The organism is Pseudomonas sp. AC169 (assembly GCF_979258515.1).
Map to the genome: position 1 here is coordinate 2,056,633 of NZ_OZ409866.1, position 24,719 is coordinate 2,081,351.

Consider the following 24,719-nt stretch of genomic DNA (forward strand, 5'->3'; position numbering starts at 1 on the left):
TCCCTCTCCCTCCGGGAGAGGGTTGGGGTGAGGGCAAGCTTTTGACTTTAGCTATACACCCGGCCAAGGAGCTGCCGATGGCTTTCAAACTGATCGAGCACATCGCGCGTGATCTGATCCTGCGTGAAGCCCATCAGGTCGTAATCCTGGCTGCCGTTGTGCAGATACACTTCAGCGCGGTAGTAACGCTGGCGCGCTTCATCGGACTGCGCCGATTCGGTCGGGGTCGCCAGATAGCCGTCCAGGCTCACTTCGTAGACGAAAGGGTTGCCCTCTTCCATCTCCACGCGCACGCCCATGCAACGCTTGGATTTACCCAACAGCGTCTGCACTTCCAGACCCTGCGCACGCATCTGCGCGGTGGCGTCTTCCAGCGCCGGGCTGACCTGCTTGTCCATGAAACGCTGCACCACCGATTGGCTCGGCTGCAGGTCCAGTTGTGTCAGACGCTCGCTGAAACCTCGACGACCGCGCTCCGCCAGTTGCGCTTGCTCCTGTTCGATCTGCACGTCCTGACGCATCGCCTTGTGCAGGCCAAACATAAAGAACACCAGCACCACCGAGAATGGCAGACCGGCCAGCACCACCATGGTTTGCATGGCTTCGAAGTTACCGGCAAACAGCAGACCGATGGTCACCAGGGTGATCACCACCGACCAGAAGATCCGCAGCCAGTGCGGCGCGTCTTCGTCGACGTTACCGCCCTTGCAGGACAGATTCGCCATCATCACCGCACCGGAGTCGGCCGGGGTCAGGAACAGCACGAAGCCAACAAAGATCGACACACCGATGACGACTTTCGACGCTGGATAATGCTCAAGCAATTGATAGATCGCCATCGACGGCTGTTCCAGCGCCGTCTTGCCGAGCTCCACCGCGCCGTGGTTCATCACCAGGTCCAGTGCCGAGTTACCGAAGATCGACAGCCAGGCCAAAGTGAAGCCCAGTGGAATCAGCAGCACGCCGGCGACCAGTTCACGCACGGTACGACCACGGGAGATACGCGCGATGAACATGCCTACGAATGGCGCCCAGGAAATCCACCACGCCCAGTAGAACAGGGTCCACAGGCCCATCCAGCGCTCGGACTTGGCGTTGTCGCCTTCGTACACATAAAGGTCGAAGGTTTTCAGCACGATGCCATTGAGATAGTCACCGATGTTCTGCACGAAGCCGTTGAGCAGGTGCAAAGTCGGACCGAACAGCAAGACGAAAATCAGCAAACCGCTGAACAGCACGATGTTCAGGTTGGACAGACGACGGATGCCGTTTTCCACGCCGGACACGGCAGCGATGGTCGCCACGGTGCTCATCACGATGATCACGATCAACAGGTTGGTGTTGCTGTGTTCCATGCCGAACAGGTTTTCCAGGCCCGACGACACTTGCAGCGAACCAATCCCCAGGTTCGTCACCAGACCCAGCAGGGTCACGAACATGCCGAAGCCGTCCACCGCATGACCGGCCGCGCCTTTGACCCAACGCTCGCCGACCAGCGGATACAGCGCCGAGCGCAGGGCCAGCGGCTGGTTATGACGGTAGGCAAAGTACGCCACGGCCAGACCGACCAGTGCGTAGATCGCCCAGCCGTGCAGGCCCCAGTGCAGGAAGGTCAGTTGCACCGCCTGACGCGCAGCCAGGTTGCTGGCCGATGCGCCTTCCGGCGGATTGAAATAGTGATCCAGCGGCTCGGACGCGCCGAAGTACAGCAGCGAAATACCGATACCCGACGAGAACAGCATCCCCGCCCAGGCGCCGTAACTGAAATCCGGGGTGTCGTCCTTGCTGCCCAGTTTGAGTTTGCCGTACGAGGAAAACGCCAGGCCGACGACAAATACCAGATAAGCGGCGATGACCACCATGTAGTACCAGCCGAAGCTGCGCGACAACCAGGCCTGAGCGATACCCAACAGTCTGCCGGCCTCTTGCGGGGCGATAATCAGAATGGCGGTCAACAGCAGAATCAGCGCGGTAGAGGTGTAAAACACCCAACCGTTGACCGTCACCTTCTCGGGCGGGGTCTTTATAAGCGAGGCAGAACTCATGGCACAAATGCTCCAGGCAGTGCGAGAGAAGAACACAAGGCAACACGGAACCCGACCAATCGGTTAGTTGGCAGCCGACCGGCGGGTGATATAAAGACACCCCGAAAAAAGCCCGAACCTGCCGAAATGGCGCTGCGAATCGCTTTCGTGGCCGAAGGTGGACGGACGTTCATCCGAAACCTGGCCCTGAGCGTCTTGCCCTTTCAACACGTCCATCGAATCGCGAACCGCGCCATGCCCCATACAGGTTTCGAGCATTTTTGGATGTCGGTTTTATCGCCACTTACACGTAGGAAAAATCTGTAGGCAGCGACGATTTGTCGCAGATCTTATTCTTTGTTGATTGAACGTTCAATCAAAACAAAATAGACTGGCCCTCAATCCGATAGGCGTGATTCGCCGCTCGGAAGGCCTAAGGAGATGTGCAAGATGCCCAAGGTCGGTATGCAACCCATCCGCCGCCAACAACTGATCGAAGCCACATTGCAGGCGGTCGATCAGGTCGGAATGGGGGACGCCAGCATTGCGCTGATCGCCCGTTTGGCCGGTGTCTCGAATGGCATCATCAGTCATTACTTTCAGGACAAGAACGGCCTGATTGCCGCCACGATGCGGTATCTGATGACTGCCCTCAGCGAGAGCGTCACCGCGCGCCGTCAGGCGCTGGCAGATGACAGCCCACGGGCGCATCTGCAGGTGATCATCGAAGGCAACTTCGACGCCAGCCAGGTCAATGGCCCGGCAATGAAAACCTGGCTGGCCTTCTGGGCCACCAGCATGCACCAGCCGTCTTTGCACAGGTTGCAGCGGATCAACGATCACCGTCTGTATTCCAACCTGTGCTGCGAGTTCCGCCGCGTGTTGCCGCTCGAAGATGCGCGCAGCGCAGCGCGAGGACTGGCAGCGTTGATTGACGGCTTGTGGTTGCGCGGCGCTTTGTCGGGAGACGCTTTCGACACGGCGCAGGCGCAACAGATCGCTTACGAATACATGGATTTCCAATTGGCCAAGAAGGTGAGCTAGAGCACACAGAAAACGCTCGGCCCCTGAACGCCACCGCAGCCTCACCGCGGTGGTCAACGCCAACCACCAATGCACTTGCGAGGACACTATGGCCCGTTTCGAACTGCAAAAACTTTACATCGATGGCGCGTACTCTGACGCCGGCAGCGATGCCACCTTCGAAGCCATCAATCCGGCTAACGGTGAAGTCCTCGCACAGGTGCAACGTGCGACCAAGGAAGACGTCGAGCGCGCCGTGGTCAGCGCTGAAAAGGGCCAGAAAATCTGGGCCGCGATGACCGCCATGGAGCGCTCGCGCATCCTGCGTCGCGCCGTTGACATCCTGCGCGAGCGCAACGATGAACTGGCCGCGCTGGAAACCCTGGACACCGGTAAATCCTTCTCCGAAACCAAGTACGTCGACATCGTTACCGGCGCTGACGTACTGGAATACTACGCAGGCCTGGTGCCGGCCATCGAAGGCGAGCAGATTCCGCTGCGTGACACCTCTTTCGTCTACACCCGTCGCGAGCCGCTGGGCGTTGTCGCCGGTATCGGCGCGTGGAACTACCCGATCCAGATCGCGCTGTGGAAATCCGCGCCAGCCCTGGCGGCCGGTAACGCGATGATCTTCAAGCCAAGCGAAGTCACCTCGCTGACCACTCTGAAACTGGCCGAGATCTACACCGAAGCCGGCGTTCCAAACGGTGTTTTCAACGTCCTGACCGGCAGCGGCCGTGAAGTCGGCACCTGGCTGACCGAGCACCCGCGCATCGAAAAAATCTCCTTCACCGGCGGCACCGACACTGGCAAGAAAGTCATGGCCAGCGCTTCGGCTTCGTCGCTGAAAGACGTGACCATGGAACTGGGCGGCAAGTCCCCGCTGATCATCTGCGACGATGCCGACCTCGATCGCGCTGCCGACACCGCGATGATGGCCAACTTCTACAGCTCCGGTCAGGTCTGCACCAACGGCACTCGCGTGTTCGTTCCGGCGCACCTGAAAGCCGCTTTTGAAGCCAAGATCGTTGAACGCGTTGCGCGCATCCGCGTTGGCAACCCGGAAGACGAAAACACCAACTTCGGCCCGCTGGTCAGCTTCGCGCACATGGAAAGCGTGCTGGGCTACATCGCCAAGGGTAAAGAGCAAGGCGCCCGCGTACTGTGCGGCGGCGACCGTCTGACCGACGGCGAATTTGCCAAAGGCGCGTTCGTCGCGCCGACCGTGTTCACCGATTGCACCGACGACATGACCATCGTTCGTGAAGAAATCTTTGGCCCGGTCATGGCGATCCTCTCCTACGAGACCGAAGAAGAAGTGATCCGCCGCGCCAACGACACCGACTTCGGCCTGGCCGCCGGTATCGTCACCAAAGACCTGAACCGCGCACACCGCGTGATCCATCAACTGGAAGCCGGTATCTGCTGGATCAACGCCTGGGGCGAGTCCGACGCAAAAATGCCGGTCGGCGGTTACAAGCAGTCGGGTGTTGGCCGTGAAAATGGGATCAGCTCTCTGAATAACTTCACGCGCATCAAGTCCGTGCAAGTCGAACTGGGTGAGTACGTTTCGGTATTTTGATTAGCTGATCAGCTACGAGCGGCAAGTTTCAAGCTGCAAGTAAAAGCAGTTTGGGTTTGCCGCCCTCCCCGATTTCGAAGCCACAGCTCGCTGCTTTTTCTTGCAGCTTGAAGCTGGTGGCTTGTAGCTCCCCCAGGAGAACTTATGACTCAAGAATACGACTACATCATCATAGGGGCCGGTTCTGCAGGTAACACACTTGCGACCCGTCTGACTGAAGACGCCGTCACCGTTCTGCTGCTCGAAGCAGGCGGCCCGGACTACCGTTTCGACTTCCGCACGCAAATGCCGGCCGCCCTGGCGTTCCCGCTGCAAGGTCGTCGTTACAACTGGGCGTACGAAACCGATCCAGAGCCACACATGGACGGTCGTCGGATGGAATGCGGTCGCGGCAAAGGCCTCGGCGGCTCCTCGCTGATCAACGGCATGTGCTACATCCGTGGCAACGCGATGGACTACGACGGCTGGGCGAAACTGCCAGGCCTGGAAAACTGGTCGTACCTCGACTGCCTGCCGTACTTCCGCAAAGCCGAAACCCGTGACATCGGCCCGAACGATTACCACGGTGGCGAAGGCCCGGTCAGCGTGACCACGCCGAAGGCGGGCAACAACCCGCTGTTCCACGCCATGGTTGAAGCTGGCGTACAAGCCGGTTACCCGCGCACCGAAGACTTGAACGGTTATCAGCAGGAAGGCTTCGGTCCGATGGACCGCACCGTGACGCCGAAAGGCCGTCGTGCTTCCACCGCCCGTGGCTACCTCGACACCGCGAAAAAGCGTTCGACCCTGACCATCGTCACCCACGCCCTGACCGACAAGATTCTGTTCGAAGGCAAGCGTGCGGTTGGCGTGCGTTACCTGGTCGGTTCGGCTGAAGAGCGCGTTGAAGTCAAAGCGCGCAAAGAAGTGCTGCTGTGCTCCGGCGCCATCGCTTCGCCGCAGATTCTGCAGCGTTCCGGTGTCGGCCCTGCCGAACTGCTGAAATCCCTCGACATTCCGGTGGTGCACGACCTGCCGGGCGTCGGTGAGAACCTGCAGGATCACCTCGAGCTGTACCTGCAATACGCTTGCACTCAGCCGGTTTCGCTGTATCCGTCGCTGCTCTGGTACAACCAGCCGGCCATTGGTGCCGAGTGGCTGTTCAACGGCACCGGCATCGGCGCCAGCAACCAGTTCGAAGCCGGCGGTTTCATCCGTTCCCGTCCGGAATTCGAATGGCCGAACATCCAGTACCACTTCCTGCCGGTGGCGATTAACTACAACGGCAGCAACGGTGTGAAAGAGCACGGTTTCCAGGCGCACATGGGTTCCATGCGTTCGCCAAGCCGTGGTCGCATCCAGGCCAAGTCGAAAGACCCGCGCCAGCACCCGAGCATCCTGTTCAACTACATGGCCACCGAGCAAGACTGGCAGGAGTTCCGCGACGGCATCCGCCTGACCCGTGAAATCATGCAACAGCCGGCACTCGACGCTTTCCGTGGCCGCGAAATCAGCCCGGGCATTGAAGTGCAAACCGATGAGCAGCTGGACAAGTTCATCCGCGAGCACGCCGAAACCGCGTTCCACCCGTCCTGCTCGTGCAAGATGGGCACCGACGAGATGGCTGTGGTTGATGGCGAAGGTCGCGTACACGGCATGCAGAGCCTGCGTGTGGTTGATGCCTCGATCATGCCGATCATCACCACCGGTAACCTGAACGCGCCGACGATCATGATCGCCGAGAAAATCGCCGACAAGATCCGTGGCCGCCAGCCGCTGCCGCGCAGCACCGCTGCTTACTATGTCGCGGGCGATGCGCCAGTGAAGGGCAAGCCGATGCGTGATATCACCCCGGCTGCTCAGTAGCCTGAAGTCGTTCCCACGCTCTGCGTGGGAATGCATCCCGTGACGCTCTGCGTCACACAGCGGACGCAGAGCGTCCATGGCGGCGTTCCCACGCAGAGCGTGGGAACGATCTCCTGCCTCGCACAGTAAATCCCCCTACACCCCCTCGTCACTTGATCCTACCCCCACGCAGGCCTACTCTAGACCTCGCGCAACCGTTTCACCCCTCCCCGCCGTTGCTCTACCGCTTCCCCCTGACAAGGAGGTTCCCGAATGTTCGATTTCCACCCCCAGCTCAAGCAGCGCTTCGCTGCCTTGCGCACGGGCGCTGAGTTTTTTTCCCTGCGGTATGTACGCGAGTCCGGGCAATACCTGTCGGTGCGCAAAAACGTCGCCGAACCGCCGAGCCTGAGCCGTGACGAAGGGGCCATGCTTACCGTGCGCGTCAATGGTGTTGAGGCCTATGCCGCGACCAACGACCTGTCGCAACAAGGTCTGCAAGCCGCCCTCGAACGTGCCGAGCAGCAAGCGCGGCGGCTCAAGCCGCACGCCTTGCTCGACCTGCGCGATCAGCCAGTGTCCAGCGATCGCGCTGATTACTTTTCGCCCAATCTCGAACAACCCTTCCCGTCCCTGAGCGAATGCTTCGAGCTGCTCGGCGCGGAATCCGCCTCGGTGCCAAAGGATGAGCGCCTGGTGAATTGGCAGGTGAGCATTGGCATTACCCACGTCGAACAAATTTACCTAAGCAGCGCCGGGGCTGAATTGCGCCAGGCCCAGCGCTTCGTCTATCCAGGCCTCGACGTCACCGCTTACGACGGCAACGACAGCCAGACCCGCACCCTCGGTCGCGAAAACTTCGGCCAACAGGGCGGCGCTGACGTGATCAGCCGCTGCGGTCTGATCGGCGCCGGCCCGCACGTCGCAGATCAGGCTTTGCAACTGCTGCTAGCGCCGAACACCCCGCAAGGCCCGCGCGACCTGCTGTTGATGCCCGATCAGATGATGCTGCAGATCCACGAATCCATCGGCCACCCGCTGGAACTCGACCGCATCCTCGGCGACGAGCGCAATTACGCCGGCACCAGTTTTGTCAAGGCGAGCGACTTCGGCAGCCTGCAATACGGCTCGAAGCTGCTCAACGTGACCTTCGACCCGGGTATTCCCGAAGAACTGGCCAGTTATGGCCACGATGACGACGGCAGCAAAGCGAGCAAACAATTCCTGATCCGCGATGGTTTATTGCTGCGCCCGCTGGGCGGTGCGCTGTCGCAATTCCGCGCCGGTCTCGACGGCGTTGCCAACAGCCGCGCCTGTGGCTGGAATCGCGCGCCGATCGACCGCATGGCCAACCTCAATATCGAACCGGGCGACCAGCCGCTTGAGCAGTTGATCAAAGGCATCGAGCACGGCATTTTGATGAGCACCAACCGCTCCTGGTCGATCGACGATGCGCGCAACAAATTCCAGTTCGGTTGCGAATGGGGTCAGTTGATCGAAAACGGTGAACTGAAAGGCGTGGTGAAAAATCCGAATTACCGGGCGATTTCCGCGCACTTCTGGAAAAGCCTGCGCGCCGTCGGCGACGCCAACACCGTCAAGGTGCTGGGCACACCGCACTGCGGCAAGGGCGAACCGAACCAGGTGATCCGCGTCGGCCACGCTTCGCCGGCCTGCGTATTCAGCAACGTTGATGTGTTTGGGGGAGACGCCTGATGAGCATTTCGAAGAGTCAGTCCGACGCCTTCAAGGTCATGGTCAACTGGCTGCGCGACAGTGTCCGCGAGCCGGAGCAGTTCACCCTCAGCTATGCCGCCGAATCCTCGGCATTCGTGCGTTTCAATCACGCCAAAGTGCGTCAGGCCGGGCAAGTGCAACAGGCCAACATCGTTCTGAAACTGATCAACGACGGGCGTCACGCTGACCTGCAGGTCACCCTGTCCGGTGATCAGGAAGGCGACCTGCAACGCCTCGCCGAAGGCCTGCAGCAACTGCGCGAAACTCTGCCGCTGCTGCCGCAGGATCCGTACCTGCTGCTCAATCACAACGGCTGGCAGAGCCAGAACGTGCAGGAACATCCGCTGCCGGACACTGAACAGGTGGTCGATGAAATCTGCGCCGCCGCTGAAGGTCTGGACTTGGTCGGCTTCTATGCTGCCGGCCCGATCAGCCGTGGCTTCGCCAGTTCTTCGGGGGCGTTTGGCTGGCATCAGGCCAACAGCTTCAACTTCGATTTCAGCCTGTTCCATGAGAACGGCGAAGCGGTGAAAGCCAGCTACGCCGGGCATGACTGGAGCAGCGAAGGTTTCGCCAAACGCTTCGGCCAGGCCCGCGAGCAACTGGAATTTCTCGGTCGTCCGCTGCGCACGTTGGCACCGGGGCAATACCGCGCCTATCTGGCACCGGCAGCGCTGGAAGAAATCATGGGCATGCTGAGCTGGGGCGGTTTCTCGGCGCAGTCGATTGCCAGCAAGAGCAGCCCGCTGCAGAAGCTGTATGTTGGCGATCAGGCCTTCAGTCCGCTGCTGTCGCTGGACGAGAAAGTCAGCGAGTCTTTGAGCCCGGCGTTTTCCGGCGAAGGCTATCCGCGCAGCGATTTGCGCCTGATCGTCGAAGGCAAGGCTGGCGATCAACTGGTCGGCTCGCGAAGTGCCGCTGAATACGGCCTGACCGCCAACGGCGCCGGCGGCGGTGAAATGCCGAGTGCATTGAACATGGCCGCCGGTGATCTGTCGCAAGCAGAGATCCTCAAGCAGTTGGGCACCGGGCTGTACATCAGCAACCTGTGGTACCTGAACTACTCGGATCAACCGGCGGCGCGTATGACCGGCATGACCCGCTTCGCGACCTTCTGGGTCGAGAACGGCGAGATTCAGGCGCCGGTCAGCACCATGCGTTTTGACGACAGCGCTTACAGCTTGCTCGGTTCGCAGCTGGAAGCCTTGACCGCCGAGCGTGAGTTGCTGCTGTCGGCGAGTACGTACAGCCAGCGCAATACCTCGTCGGCGTTGCTGCCGGGGGCGCTGGTCAGCCGACTCACGCTCACCCTCTGACAGCGATAGTTCCCACGCTCTGCGTGGGAATGCAGCCCGGGACGCTCTGCGTCCCAGCCAAAAGCGGACGCGGAGCGTCCGTTGAGGCATTCCCACGCAGAGCGTGGGAACGATCATCAAACAGACAACAAGAGGTTCCATGCCCAACCGCCCGCCTCTCGACGCCATCACCGCCCGCTGGTTGCCGTGGGTCGTCGCCATCGCTTTCTTTATGCAGTCCCTCGACGGGACCATTCTTAACACTGCCCTGCCCGCCATGGCTCGCGATCTGGCCGAAGACCCCTTGCGCATGCAAGGCGTGATCATCGCCTACATGCTCACCGTGGCATTGCTGATACCCGCCTCGGGCTGGATCGCCGACCGCTTCGGCACCAAGAAAATCTTCTTCGGCGCGATCCTGTTATTCAGCTTCGGCTCACTGCTTTGCGCGCTGTCGAGCAGCCTGAGCATGCTGATCGGCGCCCGGGTCATCCAGGGCCTCGGCGGCGCGCTGATGCTGCCGGTCGGGCGACTGGTGGTGCTGCGTGCTTACCCGCGATCCGAACTGGTGCGGATCATGGGCTTCATCACCATCCCCGGGCTGCTCGGCCCGCTGATCGGCCCGACCATGGGCGGCTGGATGGTCGAATACCTGACGTGGCACTGGATCTTTCTGATCAACCTGCCGGTCGGTGTTATCGGTTGCTATGCGGTGTGGAAATTCATTCCCGACCTGCGCGGCACCGAGCGTACGCGCTTCGATAGCTTGGGTTTCCTGTTGTTCGGCGCGGCGATGATCCTGATCACTATCGCCATGGAAGGCCTCGGCGAATTGCACCTGCCGCACCTGCGGGTGATGTTGCTGTTGTTCGGCGGCATGGCCTGTCTGGCGGCGTACTGGCTGCGCGCCGGGCACATCGAAAACCCGCTGTTCGCACCGTCACTATTCAAGACCCGAACCTTTGCCGTGGGTATTCTCGGCAATCTGTTCGCCCGTCTCGGCAGCGGCGCATTGCCGTTTCTGGTGCCGTTGTTGCTGCAAGTGGCGCTGGGTTATTCGCCGTCGCAAGCGGGGATGAGCATGCTGCCGCTGGCCGCGGCGGCGATGATCGCCAAATGGGTAGCACGACCGCTGATCGAACGGCTCGGTTATCGCATCGTCCTTACCGGCAACACGCTGGCACTGGGGATCATGCTGGCGAGCATGGGTCTGGTCAGCGAGCAGACGCCGTATTGGTTGTTGCTGTGTCTGCTGGCGATTCTTGGCGCGATCAACTCGCTGCAATTCACCGCGATGAACACCGTGACTCTGATCGACCTCGACGATGCGAGCGCCAGCAGCGGCAACAGCTTGCTCTCGGTGGTGGCGCAATTGTCGTTGAGTCTTGGGGTGGCGTGCGCCGGTGCATTGCTCGGCGGGTTTACCGCAGAAATCGGCAATGATGGTGTCGAGACCGTACTCGGCGCGTTCCAGCTGACCTTCGTCACCGTCGGGATCATGGCGATGCTCGCCGCGACGATCTTCTCGCAACTGTCGAAAGAAGACGGCCGGCGCGCCAAACGCCCGGAAGAACACATCGAACATTAACCGCTGTTCGTCCAGAACTTTCGAAGAAAGTGGCACGGGGCTGCTACACTGCGCGACATTTTGTTTTGCAGGCCAGTCCCGTGACCACCATCGCCACCGCTTTTAATACTCTGCCGCTGTCCGCCGCCATGCTGGCTAACCTCGAATCCCTCGGTTATGCCCAGATGACGCCGATCCAGGCGCAGAGCTTGCCGGTGATCCTCAAGGGGATGGACCTGATCGCCCAGGCCAAGACCGGCAGCGGCAAGACCGCTGCCTTCGGTATCGGCTTGCTCAACCCGATCAACCCGCGCTACTTCGGTTGCCAGGCGCTGGTGATCTGCCCGACCCGTGAGCTGGCCGACCAGGTCGCCAAGGAAATCCGTCGCCTGGCCCGTGCCGAAGACAACATCAAAGTCCTGACCCTGTGCGGCGGCGTTTCCTTCGGCCCGCAGATCGCTTCGCTGGAACACGGCGCGCACATCATCGTCGGCACCCCGGGCCGCATTCAGCAGCACCTGCGCAAGGGTTCGCTGGTCCTCGATGGCCTGAACACGCTGATCCTCGACGAAGCCGACCGCATGCTCGACATGGGTTTCTACGACGCCATCGAAGACATCATCGTCAAGACCCCGGAGCGTCGTCAGACCCTGCTGTTCTCCGCGACGTATCCGGTGGGCATCAAGCAACTGGCGTCGAAATTCATGCGTGATCCGCAAACGGTGAAAGCCGAAGCGTTCCACGATGACACGCAGATCGAGCAGCGTTTCTACGAGATTTCCCCGGAAGACCGCATGAGCGCAGTGACCAAAGTCCTGCACCACTTCCGCCCGGCTTCCTGCGTGGCGTTCTGCTTCACCAAGCAGCAAGTGCAGGAAACCGTTGATCACCTGACCGCCAAAGGCATTTCCGCCGTCGGCCTGCACGGCGATCTGGAACAGCGTGACCGCGATCAGGTGCTGGCCATGTTCGCCAACCGCAGTACGTCGGTACTGGTTGCCACCGACGTTGCCGCCCGTGGTCTGGACATCGATGCGCTGGACATGGTGATCAACGTCGAGCTGGCCCGCGATTCGGAAATCCACATTCACCGCGTCGGCCGTACCGGTCGCGCTGGCGAGAAAGGCATCGCGATCAGCCTGGTTGCTCCGGGCGAAGCGCACCGTGCGCAAGCCATCGAACAACTGCAGAAATCGCCGCTGAACTGGGATCAGGTCGATAACCTCAAGTCCCAGGGCCTCGCCCCGCTGCAACCGCCGATGACCACGCTGTGCATCGGTGCTGGTCGTAAAGACAAAGTGCGTCCGGGCGACATTCTTGGTGCACTGACTGGCGATGCCGGTATTCCGGGTGCGCAGGTTGGCAAGATCGCGATCTTCGACTTCCAGGCTTACGTGGCCGTGGACCGCACCGTGGCCATGCAGGCCTTGCAGCGTTTGAACGACGGCAAGATCAAGGGCCGTTCGCTGCGCGTGCGTATCCTCTGACCTGATCGTTCCCACGCTCTGCGTGGGAATGCATCCCGTGACGCTCCGCGTCACATAACAACGGACGCAGAGCGTCCATGGCGGCATTCCCACGCAGAGCGTGGGAACGATCATTGTGTGAGGACACCGTTTTGCGCTCTACCGAAGTCGTGATCATTGGCGCTGGCGCCGCTGGGTTGATGTGTGCACTGACCGCTGCCGGGCGTGGGCGGCAGGTGTTGCTGCTCGACCACGCGAACAAGGCCGGCAAGAAAATCCTGATGTCGGGCGGTGGCCGCTGCAATTTCACCAACATGTACACCGAGCCGAGCAATTTCCTCTCGCAGAACCCGCATTTCTGCAAATCCGCACTGGCGCGTTATACCCAGTGGGATTTCATCGGCATGGTCGGCAAACACGCCGTGCCGTATCACGAGAAAAAACTCGGTCAGCTGTTCTGCGATAACAAATCCAGCGACATTCTTGAAATGCTCCTGACCGAGTGCGATCAGGCCGGCGTCGAGCTGCACCTGGACACTTCGATTCAGACCATCGAGAAGGTCGAAAACGGTTACCTGCTCGACACCACACTCGGTCAGGTTCAGTGCCAATCGCTGGTGATCGCCACTGGCGGCTTGTCGATCCCGACACTGGGCGCCACCGGTTTTGGTTATCAAGTCGCCAAGCAGTTCGGCCATGAATTGTTGCCGACCCGCGCCGGGCTGGTGCCGTTCACCATCACCGATCAGCTCAAGGAACTGTGCACCGAACTGTCCGGCACTTCGGTGGATTGTCTGGTCAGCTGCAACGACCAGAGCTTTCGCGAGAACATCCTGTTCACGCACCGCGGCCTCAGTGGTCCGGCGATTTTGCAGATATCGTCGTTCTGGGAATCCGGCGACACGGTGGAAATCAACCTGCTGCCGGATCACGACGCGGCGAGCTGGCTGCAACAGCAAGTGGCCGAGCGCCCGAACAGTGAGTTGAAAACTTTGCTGGGTGAAATCTTCACCAAGAAGATGGCCAACCTGCTGGCGGACAACTGGTTCGTGTCCAAGCCGATGAAGCAGTACACCCACGCGGAACTGGCGGAGATCGCCGAGAAGCTGGGCAGCTGGAAAGTCGTGCCGGCGGGGACTGAAGGTTATCGCACGGCTGAGGTAACACTGGGTGGCGTTGATACCCGCGAAGTGTCCTCCAAGACCATGGAATCGCTGAAAAGCCCGGGCTTGTATTTCATCGGCGAAGTGCTCGATGTCACCGGCCACCTCGGTGGCTTCAACTTCCAGTGGGCCTGGGCCTCCGGTTACGCCGCCGCGCAGTACGCCTGACCAAAACAAAAAACCATGTGGGAGCGAGCTTGCTCGCGAATGCGGTATATCAGTCGACATAAGTGTTGAATGACATTCCGCATTCGCGAGCAGGCTCGCTCCCACATTTGCTTCGGGTGATGCAGTAAGGAACACTTTTTGCTGTCAGATGTGATCGGCGCCATTGCGTCGGCGTCATTACTGGCTCAATTTAGCGGCATCGCCTCGGAAGGCCTTCGCACTTCATGTCCTCGACCTCGTTTCGTCAGTCTTTGCGGCGCCTGTGGGCGCTGGATAAATTCAGCTACAGCGTGCGGGTGTTCATCGCCCTGACCGGCAGCATGGCGCTGTGTTGGTATCAGGATGAAATGCGCCTGTTGATCCCATTGTTCCTGGGGATTATCGCCAGCGCCCTGGCCGAAACCGACGACAGTTGGCAGGGCCGCCTCAACGCCCTCGCGGTGACGCTGGTGTGCTTCAGCATCGCCGCGCTGTCGGTGGAATTGCTGTTCCCCTACCCCATCGTCTTTGCCATTGCCCTGGCGCTGGCCAGTTTCGGCCTGACCATGCTCGGTGCGCTTGGCGAGCGTTATGGCGCGATTGCTTCGGCAACGTTGATTCTGTCGGTGTACACGATGATCGGCGTTGATCAGCGCGGCGGCGCGGTCACCGATTTCTGGCACGAGCCGATGCTGCTGGTGGCCGGTGCGGCGTGGTACGGCTTGCTCTCGGTGTTGTGGCAGGCGCTGTTTTCCAACCAGCCGGTGCAACAGAGTCTGGCGCGGTTGTTCCGCGAACTGGGTTTTTACCTGAAGTTGAAATCTTCGCTGTTCGAGCCGATCCGGCAGATGGACGTCGAAGCCCGGCGTCTGGAATTGGCCCAGCAGAACGGCCGTGTGGTGGCCGCACTGAACAGCGCCAAGGAAATCATCCTGCACCGCGTCGGCAACGGCCGCCCCGGCTCGAAAGTCAGCCGTTACCTGAAGCTGTACTTCCTTGCTCAGGACATCCACGAACGCGCCAGTTCTTCGCACTATCCGTATAACGCACTGGCCGAAGCGTTCTTCCACAGTGACGTGCTGTTCCGCTGCCAGCGCCTGTTGCGCCAGCAAGGCAAGGCTTGCCGGGCGCTGGCCGAATCGATCCAGATGCGCCAGCCATTCATTTACGACGCGAGTTTCGCCGAAGCCCTGAGCGACCTCGACGCCTCCCTCGAACATCTGCGCATCCAGAGCAATCCGGCCTGGCGCGGACTGCTGCGCTCGCTGCGCGCACTGGCGGCCAACCTTGGCACCCTCGACCGTTTGCTCAGCGATGCCAGCAACCCCGACGCCTTGGCCGACGCGACCGACAGCAGCCTGCTCGACCGCTCGCCGCGCAACCTCAAGGACGTCTGGATTCGCCTGCGCACGCAACTGACGCCAACGTCGTTGCTGTTCCGCCATGCCCTGCGCCTGCCATTGGCGCTGAGTATCGGCTACGGCATGGTGCATCTAATTCACCCGTCGCAGGGTTACTGGATCATCCTCACCACCCTGTTCGTCTGCCAGCCGAACTACGGCGCGACCCGGCGCAAGCTCGGTCAGCGGATCTTCGGCACTGCCATCGGCCTGACCGTGGCGTGGGCGCTGTTCGATCTGTTCCCTAGCCCGTTGGTGCAGTCGTGTTTCGCCATCGCTGCCGGCGTGGTGTTCTTTACCAACCGCACCACCCGCTACACCCTGGCGACGGCGGCGATCACCATCATGGTGCTGTTCTGCTTCAACCAGGTCGGTGACGGTTACGGGCTGTTCCTGCCTCGGTTGTTCGATACCTTGCTCGGCAGCCTGATTGCCGGCCTGACGGTATTTCTGTTCCTGCCGGACTGGCAGGGTCGACGCCTGAACAAAGTGCTGGCCAACACCCTGACCTGCAACAGCATCTACCTGCGCCAGATCATGCAGCAATACGCCGCTGGCAAGAGCGATGACCTCGCCTATCGTCTGGCCCGGCGCAATGCGCACAACGCCGATGCGGCGCTGTCGACGACGCTGGCGAACATGCTCATGGAGCCGGGGCACTTCCGTAAGGAGGCGGATGTCGGCTTCCGCTTTCTGGTGCTGTCGCACACGTTGTTGAGTTATCTGTCAGGGCTGGGTGCACACCGGGAAACCCAGTTGCCGGCCGATGTGCGTGAGCATCTGATCGATGGCGCCGGAGTGAAACTGGCGACAAGCATTGATGAGATCGCCCAAGGGCTGGCGAACAAGCAGCCGGTGGCGATTCAGAGTGACGAGGAAGAAGCGCTGGCCAATGAGCTGGAGCAGATGCCTGATGAAATTGATGAAGGACAGCGGTTGGTGCAGACGCAGTTGGCGTTGATCTGCCGGCAGTTGGGGCCGTTGCGGACGTTGGCGGCGCACCTGATCAAGGACACCAGTGAGGTCAGCGCTGGCTGACAGGACGCTTCGCGAGCAAGCTCGCTCCCACATTTGGAATGCGTTCCTACTGTGGGAGCGAGCTTGCTCGCGAAGGGGCCATCAGCAATAACACAACCCTGAAATCAGAAACTCACATCCCATGCTGCCTCAACAACTTGTCATAACTCCCATCCGCCTTCATCGCCGCAATCGCCTTATCAAACCCCGCGACAATCTGCTCATGCTGCGGATTCTTCAGACTGACCAGAATATGCAGACTGTTCTCACTCAACGGCTTGGGCAAAAACTCCACCGAGTTGCGCACCTTGGCTGATTCCCGCGCCAGGTAATACTTCGCCACATACTCATCCTCCAGCGTCAGCTTGACCCGATCCGCCGCAAGCATGCGTACGGCCATGGCAAAGTTATGCACAGGGACTTTCTGCAACGCCGTGTCGGCATCGAACGGCGCCGAATAGGCGTACCCGCGCACTACCGCAATCGGGTACGTGTGCAGTTGCTGCAGATTGGAGTATTCGAGTGGTGTGTCTTTGCGCTTGAGAAAGCGGATGCGGTTGAGCAGGTATTCCCCGGAAAACTGGCCGAGTCTGGTTCGCTCGTCGTTGTACCAGGCGTTGACCAACACATCGTAGCGGCCCTCGCCAACCCCCAGCAGCGCCCGCGCCCAAGGCACCTGCTCGTAACCACTGGCATAACCGGCCCGAGCCAGCGCGGTGCTGACAATGTCGGTGGCCAGGCCGCCGTTGACCAGAGTGTCGTCGGTAAAGGGTGGCCAGATATCAAACACCAGCCGCAGCTTCTCCGCTGCAGCGCTCTGACTCAGCAAGAGCAGTCCGATCAAAGCAAAGGCTCGATGCAAACGCGGCATGCTTGAAATCCTTAGCGGGCAGGTTGCCCAGCATGTTTTCAGCCAAAACCCCAAGGCCCCTTACCGGCAAAACCCAGGCCCTAACATTAGCTCATTGCAGCCAGTGCACAGGGCTCTCCAGCAGATTACACAAAGTCGCCGAGGCTGCGAGAAAGGAATGATGGCATTTTGACCTTTGTCACAGACTCTTACGCCATAAAGACATCTTTGCCGCAGGCGCTTAGTATCGGGCGACACATTCAAGGAATCGGCAAATGACAATCGAATGGGTCTGCAAACATCACAGTGATCTGGGCAAGGAACAGCTGTACGCGCTGTTGAAGCTGCGCTCGGACGTATTCGTCGTCGAGCAGAAATGCGCCTATCCGGACCTCGACGGCCAGGATCTGGAAGGCGATACCTATCACCTGATGGGTTGGGAAGATGATCAGTTGATGGCTTACCTGCGCCTGCTGGATCCGGAATCCCAGGGCGGTGACGTGGTGATCGGCCGTGTGATTACCGCACCGCAGGGTCGCGGCAAAGGGCTGGGGCACGAAATGATGGAACAGGCGCTGAAACAGGCCGAGAAGCATTGGCCGCAGGTGCCGATCTATCTGTCGGCGCAGGCGCATTTGCAGGGGTATTACGGCAAGTACGGGTTTGTTGTGGCGGGTGAGGAATATCTGGAGGATGACATTCCACACATTGGGATGCGTCGCGCCTGAACAGCCCTCACCCTAGCCCTCTCCCAGAGGGAGAGGGGACTGACCTTATCGTCTTGCATCAGACATCGACCTGAAAAACCGCGTCGATTATGGATTCACAGCAATTCGATCACGTCGGCGTAACTCTCCAATATTCCCCAATCAGTCCCCTCTCCCTATGGGCGGTCCGACGTCTCGGGAGGGTTAGGGTGAGGGGCTTTTATGGGTACTCAAGCACCGCCTTGATCTGCCGCAAATTACGCTCGATCCACCCGCGATCAATCGCCCCCCACTCACGAATCCGATAGCGCCCCGCATGGTTGCGCGCGCCCTCTTCCTGCTCGAATTCACAAACGATATCCAGATCCGCCAACGCCGCAATCGTGTCCTGCGCCGTGCGCCGGGGCATGCCGGTCACTTCGGTCAGCGTCGGCACACTCGGGGCCAGACCGCTGTCGATCAGGTACGCCACGTACAAGCGGCGGTAGAAACTGCTTTTGGTCTTGCTGACGTCCATCCCCACCTTCCTGGTTGCGTACGGTTAAGCCTGCATATCCCGCCACGTCAGGTACACGCGCAGGTCAAACTCGACCTGGTGATACCCCGGCAGCATGTGCTCGCACAATTTATAGAACGCCTTGTTGTGATCCGATTCCTTGAAGTGCGCCAGTTCATGCACGACGATCATTTTCAGAAAGTCCGGCGCGGCGTCCTTGAACAACGAGGCGATACGAATCTCTTTCTTGGCCTTGAGCTTGCCGCCCTGCACCCGCGACACCGTGGTGTGCAGACCGAGGGCGCGGTGCGTCAGGTCGAGGCGGTTGTCGAACAGCACTTTGTCGATGGCCGGGGCGTTGCGCAGGTATTCCTGCTTCAGGTCCAGCGCGTAGCTGTACAGCGCCTTGTCGCTTTGCACATCGTGCCGCCCTGAATAGCGCTGATTCAGGTATTCACCCAGACGCCCTTCGGCAATCAGTTGGCGCACCTGATCCTGCAATTGCGCAGGATAGGCCTGGAGGTACTTCAACACAGTCATGGACGAGCGACACGGTTCGAAAAGGTGCGCCAGTGTAGCGAATTCAACCGGGTAGCGCGCTCCAGTCAAACGGTTCGGCGAAGCTGACCGCGTCTTCGGCGATCAACGGCCGCGCGACGAGGAAGCCCTGCACGTACTCGCAGCCGTGAGCTTGCAGCCATTGGTATTGCTCAATGGTTTCGACACCTTCGGCAATCACCAGCAAGCCGTATTGCTTGCACAGACTGATCACCGTACTGACCAGCGAGGCGTCGCGTTTGGAGTCCGGCAATCGCGCAATGAGATGGCGATCAAGCTTGAGGGTATCCAGTTCCAGATCGCGCAAATGTGCCAGCGAACACGGCCCGGAACCGAAGTCATCCAGCGCCACACGCACGCCCAGATTGCGCAGCAAGCGCAGCTGTTTGCGGGTTTCGTCGGGGTTTTGCATCAGCGCTTCTTCGGTGACCTCGACCTCCAGTTGCCGAGGCTGCAAGGCGTGTCGCTCCATGACTTGCCGCAACTCTGTGACCAGATTCGGCAGGCTGAACTGGGTGTTGCTCAGACTCACGCCGAGCACCAGGTCTTCGGCAAACAGGGTTTCCCAGGCTTTGCGCTGGCCGGCACCGCGATGATAAATCCAGCTGCCGAGGCGACTGATCAGCCGCGCTTCTTCCAGCAGCGGCAGGAACAATCCCGGCGGAACATCACCGACACTCGGATGCTGCCAGCGCAATAACGCTTCAAAGCCACGAATCTGGCCCGTGTCGATAGCCACTTGCGGTTGATAGACCAGATTGAAATCGCGATTCTCGATAGCGGCACGCACGCTCTCTTCGAGCATCAACCGCGAACGCGCACGACCATTCATTTCGTGATCGTAAAAGCGATATTGCTGACGTCCGGCGCGCTTGGCTTCGTACATGGCGATGTCGGAGGCGCGCAGCAAGCCGTCGAGGTTCGAGCCGCAGTCCGGGTAAGTAGCAATGCCGATGCTGGCGCCGAGAGCGATGTCCAACCCTTCGATCTGCTGACAGATCGACACGCGCTCGATGAGTTTCTCGGCAATCTTCGCCGCTTGCTCGGGAAACTCCAGATCCAGCAGCGCGGTAAATTCATCACCACCCATGCGCGCCAGAATGTCGAACGGCCGCAGACAGGCCTTCAATTGCTCGGAGACCCAGCGCAACACCCGATCGCCAGCGTCGTGACCGAGGGAATCGTTGACCCGCTTGAAGCCGTCGAGGTCAAGATAGAGCAACACCCAACTGCTGTCGCTACGCTCGCCGCGCAGCAGCAGGTTTTCAACGGTCTGGTAAAAGCCCCGCCGGTTGAGCAACCCGGTCAGTGGATCGGTCACCGCTTGAAATTCCAGTTGCTGGTGCAAGTGCCGGACCACCGACATGTCCAGCACGGTCACCACCATCGCGCGTTGCTCGGAGGGCAGTGCGGCGCAGGACAGCGCAACGGGCACTTGCTGGCCGGGCGCGGTGCGCAGTAAGGCGTCGTGCAGCCTTAGTGTTTCGCCGCGCTGATAGCCGGCATAAAACTCGGAATCGGCCCACACCGGGATGTGCGGTTTCTGTAAGTAATCGAGAAATTCCTTACCTTCCAGTTCCTTCACCGGGGCATTCAGCAAGCGTGAAATCGCCGGGTTGGCGAAGCGGATCAAGCCGTCCTCGCCCACTACCAATATCCCCTCGGCAGCGTTATCCAGCACCGACGCATTGAAGGCACGCGCCACTTCCAGGTCATGGCTCAGGCGCTGCAAGGCGCGGCGATTGCGCTGGTGTTCCAGCAACGCCTGCACCTTGGGCTTGAGGATCTGCGGGTCGAACGGCTTGAACAGGTAATCCACCGCACCACTGGCATAGCCTTTGATCACGGCGTCCTGGGACTGTTCGTTGGCGGTCAGGAAGATAATCGGCGTCAGGCGCGTGCGCTGGCTGCCACGCATCAGACGCGCCACTTCAAAGCCGTCCATGCCCGGCATCTGCACATCCAGCAGCACCAGATCGACGTCGTGCGAGAGAAGGATATTGAGCGCTTCGAAACCAGAGGCTGCGGTGAGGACGTGCCAATCCTGGCGCTGCAGCAACGCGCGCATGCTGATCAGATTTTCAGGGTAATCATCAACGATCAAAAGGACAGAGCTGCCTTCACCTGGCGGGGGTTGCGCGCATTCCATGCTGCTTCTCTTGGTCGGGACTTCAGGTCGGTTCCGGTAAAACCGTACACATACTGAGCCTTCACTCTAGTCGCGGATTTGTAAAAGCAGAAGCTGTCATCAGGCCATCATTTAGCCAAAGCGTTGTTTAGCCGACTAACGGTCACGCCGCAGGCCCGCTAAAACCGGGAAAGATGGCATTTCGACAGGATGTTGACGCCAATCATCTGCCGAACGGGCGTTAACAAATTTACCCTCTACGCTTATAAAGGCCGCCCGAAAAGGCGCGGACTAGAGCTTCTGGCACCCGCGTTCAGGATGAACTGAGTGGAAGAACCGACATGATCGACCTCGCAACCTGGAACCTCAGCGTTCCCGTTGGCAGCCCGCCATACACCGTCGAAACCTCCAAACTGGTGAACGGCTTCAAAGATCAGTACTTCCATTCCGACACCGGCACCTTGTTCTTCTGGTCACCGGTTACCGGGTCAAAAACCGAAAACGCCATCTACCCGCGCACCGAACTGCGCGAAACCTACAGCAACGGCACCCTGCGCAACTGGTACTACCCGGACGCCGACAATCTGTTACGCGCAACCCTCACGGTCAACAAAGTGCCGAGCTCCGGCAAGATCGTCATCGGCCAGATTCATGCTTATGAAAGCCAGAAGCCGATGGTCAAACTCGAATACCAGTACAAAACCAAAACCGAGACCGGCAACCTGGTGATCAAGGTGCGCATGCATCCGGACGAGGATGAAAGCCGGGTTATCACCCTGGCGACCGGGATCAAACTGGATCGCGAATTCAACTACCTCATCCACCTCAGCCCCGGCGGCGCATTGGGTGTGAGTGCGGCGGGATATCAGTGGGATTCACAGATCAGCGCGACGTGGCGCAACAAGCCGTTGTATTTCAAGGCCGGGGTTTATGTGCAGGACAACACCGGGTATACGAGTGAGGGCGGGCAAGTAACATTCAGCAAGCTGGATATTGATCATGACAAATAACAGGGGGCTTACCTGAGCATCTATTATTGATGACATAAAATAGAAAAAGGCAGACTTTTTTAAAGTCTGCCGTATGTTACTGACATCGCAGTAAAGGCCAAGATTAACTATTTTTAAAATCAAACATCGCAATCAAAGAAAACGCTTTTTCTTCAGCGCAATAGATCACACCCTTCGGATAATCTCCGCCTCGCTCCAAACAAACAAAGCCCTGGGCATTCCTTGAGTTATCAATGCCGTCCAACTCCAGATGCACGTGGGCAGCTGTGCCGACTTCGCCTAGTTTGTACGCCACGTTAAGTGGAAGTTTTTTGTCGATTCTGGAACCGATATAGAACTCATTCCTGCCTAAATCCTGAAGAAACTTAAAGCTAAAAGATTCTCCACTGTGTTCCAAAAACTCTCTTCCACGAATCGAGACGGTAAAGCTTTCCCCACCGGGAATCGTCAGAAACATGTGAACGTCGCCAACACCAACACTGGTAGCTCTTTTGTCCGTTTGCATTTTTTCCATCCTGAAATATAAATGAGCCCTTACAATAAATGGCTAAAAAATTTTCCACACCTGTAAGATCTGACAGGTTCTTATACTTAAAAAGCATACTCAAAGACTTCTTAACAACTTAATGAACGAATCTGTGTAAGAACAATTGGCTGGATGAAAGCACTGGTTTCAAAGGACGTGGCTTGGACCATCCACCCCGCCTTGCCCGTTACGCAGAGTTCATGGATCAAGCCATGACATGTTCCGAATTGCAGTTGATAAGAGGCGCGCTTCAATGCGGGCAATTGACGCCCGGTCCACGTTTCACCGACCCAATTGAAAACATCAACGGAATTCGGATTTCAAAACGATCTAGAGGACCTGCGAAGTAGTTCGGACGCTAATAAAAATACCGAGGGCAGGCAGAAATTCAATAAATCTGTCCCCTTTCAGGCACAGCACCCATCTCCGCTGCATTCAACACGGACTTAAAAAACGTAGGGAAATCCAAAAAAGATATAAAAACCTGTCAGACCTGACAGTTGGCTCTGTTAACCAACCCCGATAACGTTGGTTGACACATCAATCCGCCAAGAAGCCGCCCATGCCAGGTCCACTCGGAAACTTCTGCAACGACGACAACAGCTTTTGCATAGACATTACCCATGCAAACGCAAACAACGGTCAGTTGTGGGGCACGCTGAAAAATAATGCTCAGAGCTACCCGATTGCCGGGTCTTATTACCACCGAGACAGTACCTACACCGACGTTTGGTTCATGACCGACATCGCCGATGCAAAAGACAGCTGGCAAGGAGAAATGGACTGTTTGAGAGGTTACCCGACACTCAGCGCCATCCGCGCTCATGCCACGGGAGGCGGGCGCCATGTTCTGACCGGTTATCACTTGAAAGAGAAACCTCTTCCCCAGTCAATTCAATGCGCTCATTCAAGTGCGCAGACACCGCTTGACGGGGGGTTATTCGTTCAGTTGAAGCGCTGGATGCTCGGTTGACCTGTTTTAAATCCAGCCTTTTAAACAGCGCTGTTTAAATCTGTCAGCAGTTACTTCCGGATGCCTACAACAGCTTGCGCCGTTGCCTACCACTGCGCCAGAATCCGCCGGCTTGTGCGCCTGGCGAGCCATCGGTAACTTGATTCGCGTCACTGATTTCCAGTGATCGGGTTTAGTAGCCCGTGGTTACGCGATGCGCATTGGCACCATTCAGTCGGGCATAACCCGCGCTTGATGGTAGCTGTACGCAGGGCGCCTTCGGGTGCGCCGGTCGCGTCTCCCCGGTCTACTAACCTGCGTTCAGCTGCCACCCTCTTCGTTTAGTAGCGATCCGGTGTCGGCTCCATTTACCGGAGACGAAACATGATCAGATCAACGCCACACCCGCCAGAAACAGATCCCGCATCGCCCTACGAATCTCTTGATTCCAGAAAACTCAACGACGCCGCCGAACGCGCCCTCGACCATTACCTCAAACCGTCCGCCTTCATCATGGCCAGCACGCACAAACCCGAGCCCATGTACCTCGCCAACCCGAAATACAACACCGAATCGCTACTGGCCAACGCCAGCGAAACCCTGGGTTCAGCCAGCGAAATGCTCAACAACTTCGCCGCCATGCTCGACACCTCACACCGCAAGACTGCGCTAGGCATCGCGCAGGTGGTCATGCTCGGTGAACTGGCGGTTAATCAGGCACTGGATCACGTTGAGCTGAAGGAGTAGTCACTGATAACGGACTTTTCGTCGAAAAATCTTCCAACTTCCTTTACAGCTGCCATTCAGCTAGCTGTGCCCTGTGAAGTGCCACTCTGGAGAAGGCGGCGCATACAGCTTGAAAAAGGGTCTGGGAGATCGAGTAAACGCGGACGCGTACGAGCGGACTCATAACGATCAAATGTAGCGTTTACGCCACATTTAACTTTGAAAGTTACAGAGGCTGTACATGGATCACGTTCTATTAATGAGCCGCCTCGCCGCCCAATTACGCATAAAGCGTAGGGAGCGCGGACTAACGCAAGCGCAACTCGCCGACCTCGCGAGAGTGACGCGTAACACAGTCATCGCTATAGAGAAAGGCGCCCTTTCTGTGGGCATGAACGCCTATGCACGTGTTATTGCCGCTCTGGATTGCGAGCTCACCGTTATTCCAGCAGTGATGCCCACGCTTGAAGAGGTAGCGGAAATATTTTTTTAATCACGCCCACAAAAAACCCGCCTCACGG

20 protein-coding genes are annotated in these 24,719 nt (G+C 58.9%); 14 read left to right on the top strand and 6 right to left on the bottom strand.

Annotation, left to right across the window (positions count from 1 at the left end; all coding sequences use genetic code 11):
- Positions 1-47: 47 nt before the first annotated feature.
- Positions 48-2,045 (bottom strand): choline BCCT transporter BetT, encoded by a 1,998-nt coding sequence (gene betT / locus ACZZ0G_RS09365; protein WP_038363124.1) that lies wholly within the window; start codon positions 2,043-2,045, stop codon positions 48-50.
- A gap of 429 nt (positions 2,046-2,474) precedes the next feature.
- Between betT and betI the strand changes: the two genes are divergently transcribed.
- The 9 genes from betI to yccS all read left to right on the top strand — a co-directional run bounded on the left by betI (position 2,475) and on the right by yccS (position 16,266).
- The gene (gene betI / locus ACZZ0G_RS09370; RefSeq protein WP_038363121.1) at positions 2,475-3,068 is read left to right on the top strand and encodes a transcriptional regulator BetI; all 594 of its coding nucleotides are present in this window, start codon (positions 2,475-2,477) and stop codon (positions 3,066-3,068) included.
- A gap of 88 nt (positions 3,069-3,156) precedes the next feature.
- Entirely contained in the window at positions 3,157-4,629 is a 1,473-nt protein-coding gene (gene betB / locus ACZZ0G_RS09375; RefSeq protein WP_463555972.1) for a betaine-aldehyde dehydrogenase, read from the top strand.
- Positions 4,630-4,773: 144 nt separating this feature from the next.
- Complete coding sequence (gene betA, locus ACZZ0G_RS09380; RefSeq protein ID WP_463555973.1) at positions 4,774-6,474, top strand: choline dehydrogenase; 1,701 nt, start codon at positions 4,774-4,776, stop codon at positions 6,472-6,474.
- A 252-nt stretch (positions 6,475-6,726) separates the two neighbouring features.
- Positions 6,727-8,169 (top strand): TldD/PmbA family protein, encoded by a 1,443-nt coding sequence (locus ACZZ0G_RS09385; protein ID WP_463555974.1) that lies wholly within the window; start codon positions 6,727-6,729, stop codon positions 8,167-8,169.
- Positions 8,169-9,506: a TldD/PmbA family protein gene (locus ACZZ0G_RS09390; RefSeq protein WP_463555975.1), complete on the top strand. Its 1,338-nt coding sequence runs from the start codon at positions 8,169-8,171 to the stop codon at positions 9,504-9,506. Before ACZZ0G_RS09385 ends, ACZZ0G_RS09390 begins: the two co-directional genes overlap by 1 nt.
- 139 nt (positions 9,507-9,645) lie before the next feature.
- Entirely contained in the window at positions 9,646-11,073 is a 1,428-nt protein-coding gene (gene mdtD / locus ACZZ0G_RS09395) for a multidrug transporter subunit MdtD (RefSeq protein WP_007913788.1), read from the top strand.
- Positions 11,074-11,201: 128 nt separating this feature from the next.
- Positions 11,202-12,539: an ATP-dependent RNA helicase DbpA gene (gene dbpA / locus ACZZ0G_RS09400; protein ID WP_230669476.1), complete on the top strand. Its 1,338-nt coding sequence runs from the start codon at positions 11,202-11,204 to the stop codon at positions 12,537-12,539.
- A 131-nt stretch (positions 12,540-12,670) separates the two neighbouring features.
- Complete coding sequence (locus tag ACZZ0G_RS09405; RefSeq protein ID WP_463555976.1) at positions 12,671-13,849, top strand: BaiN/RdsA family NAD(P)/FAD-dependent oxidoreductase; 1,179 nt, start codon at positions 12,671-12,673, stop codon at positions 13,847-13,849.
- 224 nt (positions 13,850-14,073) lie between these two features.
- Positions 14,074-16,266: a YccS family putative transporter gene (gene yccS, locus ACZZ0G_RS09410; protein WP_463398509.1), complete on the top strand. Its 2,193-nt coding sequence runs from the start codon at positions 14,074-14,076 to the stop codon at positions 16,264-16,266.
- Between the two features lie 112 nt (positions 16,267-16,378).
- Here the strand turns inward: yccS and ACZZ0G_RS09415 are convergent, their stop codons facing one another.
- Positions 16,379-17,116 carry a substrate-binding periplasmic protein gene (locus ACZZ0G_RS09415; protein WP_463555977.1) on the bottom strand — a complete coding sequence of 246 codons (738 nt, stop codon included), beginning with the start codon at positions 17,114-17,116 and terminating at the stop codon, positions 16,379-16,381.
- Positions 17,117-17,370: 254 nt separating this feature from the next.
- Between ACZZ0G_RS09415 and ACZZ0G_RS09420 the strand changes: the two genes are divergently transcribed.
- Entirely contained in the window at positions 17,371-17,823 is a 453-nt protein-coding gene (locus ACZZ0G_RS09420; RefSeq protein WP_038358715.1) for a GNAT family N-acetyltransferase, read from the top strand.
- A gap of 199 nt (positions 17,824-18,022) precedes the next feature.
- Here ACZZ0G_RS09420 and ACZZ0G_RS09425 read toward each other — a convergent pair whose 3' ends face one another.
- From ACZZ0G_RS09425 to ACZZ0G_RS09435, 3 genes are read right to left on the bottom strand one after another with little or no spacing between them, the layout of a single operon-like run.
- Positions 18,023-18,319 carry a winged helix-turn-helix domain-containing protein gene (locus ACZZ0G_RS09425; protein WP_007913779.1) on the bottom strand — a complete coding sequence of 99 codons (297 nt, stop codon included), beginning with the start codon at positions 18,317-18,319 and terminating at the stop codon, positions 18,023-18,025.
- 24 nt (positions 18,320-18,343) lie between these two features.
- Positions 18,344-18,838, bottom strand: a complete 495-nt coding sequence (locus ACZZ0G_RS09430) for a M48 metallopeptidase family protein (RefSeq protein ID WP_034153713.1) — start codon at positions 18,836-18,838, stop codon at positions 18,344-18,346.
- 43 nt (positions 18,839-18,881) lie between these two features.
- Complete coding sequence (locus ACZZ0G_RS09435) at positions 18,882-21,005, bottom strand: putative bifunctional diguanylate cyclase/phosphodiesterase (RefSeq protein WP_463555978.1); 2,124 nt, start codon at positions 21,003-21,005, stop codon at positions 18,882-18,884.
- 320 nt (positions 21,006-21,325) lie between these two features.
- On the opposite strand from ACZZ0G_RS09435, the gene ACZZ0G_RS09440 reads away from it, so the two are divergent.
- A complete protein-coding gene (locus tag ACZZ0G_RS09440) occupies positions 21,326-21,994 on the top strand; it encodes a polysaccharide lyase family 7 protein (protein WP_194935214.1) in 669 nt (222 codons plus the stop codon).
- Between the two features lie 103 nt (positions 21,995-22,097).
- Here the strand turns inward: ACZZ0G_RS09440 and ACZZ0G_RS09445 are convergent, their stop codons facing one another.
- Positions 22,098-22,499 carry a hypothetical protein gene (locus tag ACZZ0G_RS09445; protein WP_463555979.1) on the bottom strand — a complete coding sequence of 134 codons (402 nt, stop codon included), beginning with the start codon at positions 22,497-22,499 and terminating at the stop codon, positions 22,098-22,100.
- A 583-nt stretch (positions 22,500-23,082) separates the two neighbouring features.
- Here ACZZ0G_RS09445 and ACZZ0G_RS09450 point away from each other — a divergent pair.
- The 3 genes from ACZZ0G_RS09450 to ACZZ0G_RS09460 all read left to right on the top strand — a co-directional run bounded on the left by ACZZ0G_RS09450 (position 23,083) and on the right by ACZZ0G_RS09460 (position 24,691).
- Complete coding sequence (locus tag ACZZ0G_RS09450) at positions 23,083-23,493, top strand: hypothetical protein (RefSeq protein WP_463555980.1); 411 nt, start codon at positions 23,083-23,085, stop codon at positions 23,491-23,493.
- 363 nt (positions 23,494-23,856) lie between these two features.
- Entirely contained in the window at positions 23,857-24,219 is a 363-nt protein-coding gene (locus ACZZ0G_RS09455) for a DUF6124 family protein (protein ID WP_223027594.1), read from the top strand.
- 220 nt (positions 24,220-24,439) lie between these two features.
- Positions 24,440-24,691 (top strand): helix-turn-helix domain-containing protein, encoded by a 252-nt coding sequence (locus tag ACZZ0G_RS09460; protein ID WP_463555981.1) that lies wholly within the window; start codon positions 24,440-24,442, stop codon positions 24,689-24,691.
- The last annotated feature ends 28 nt before the right edge of the window (positions 24,692-24,719 follow it).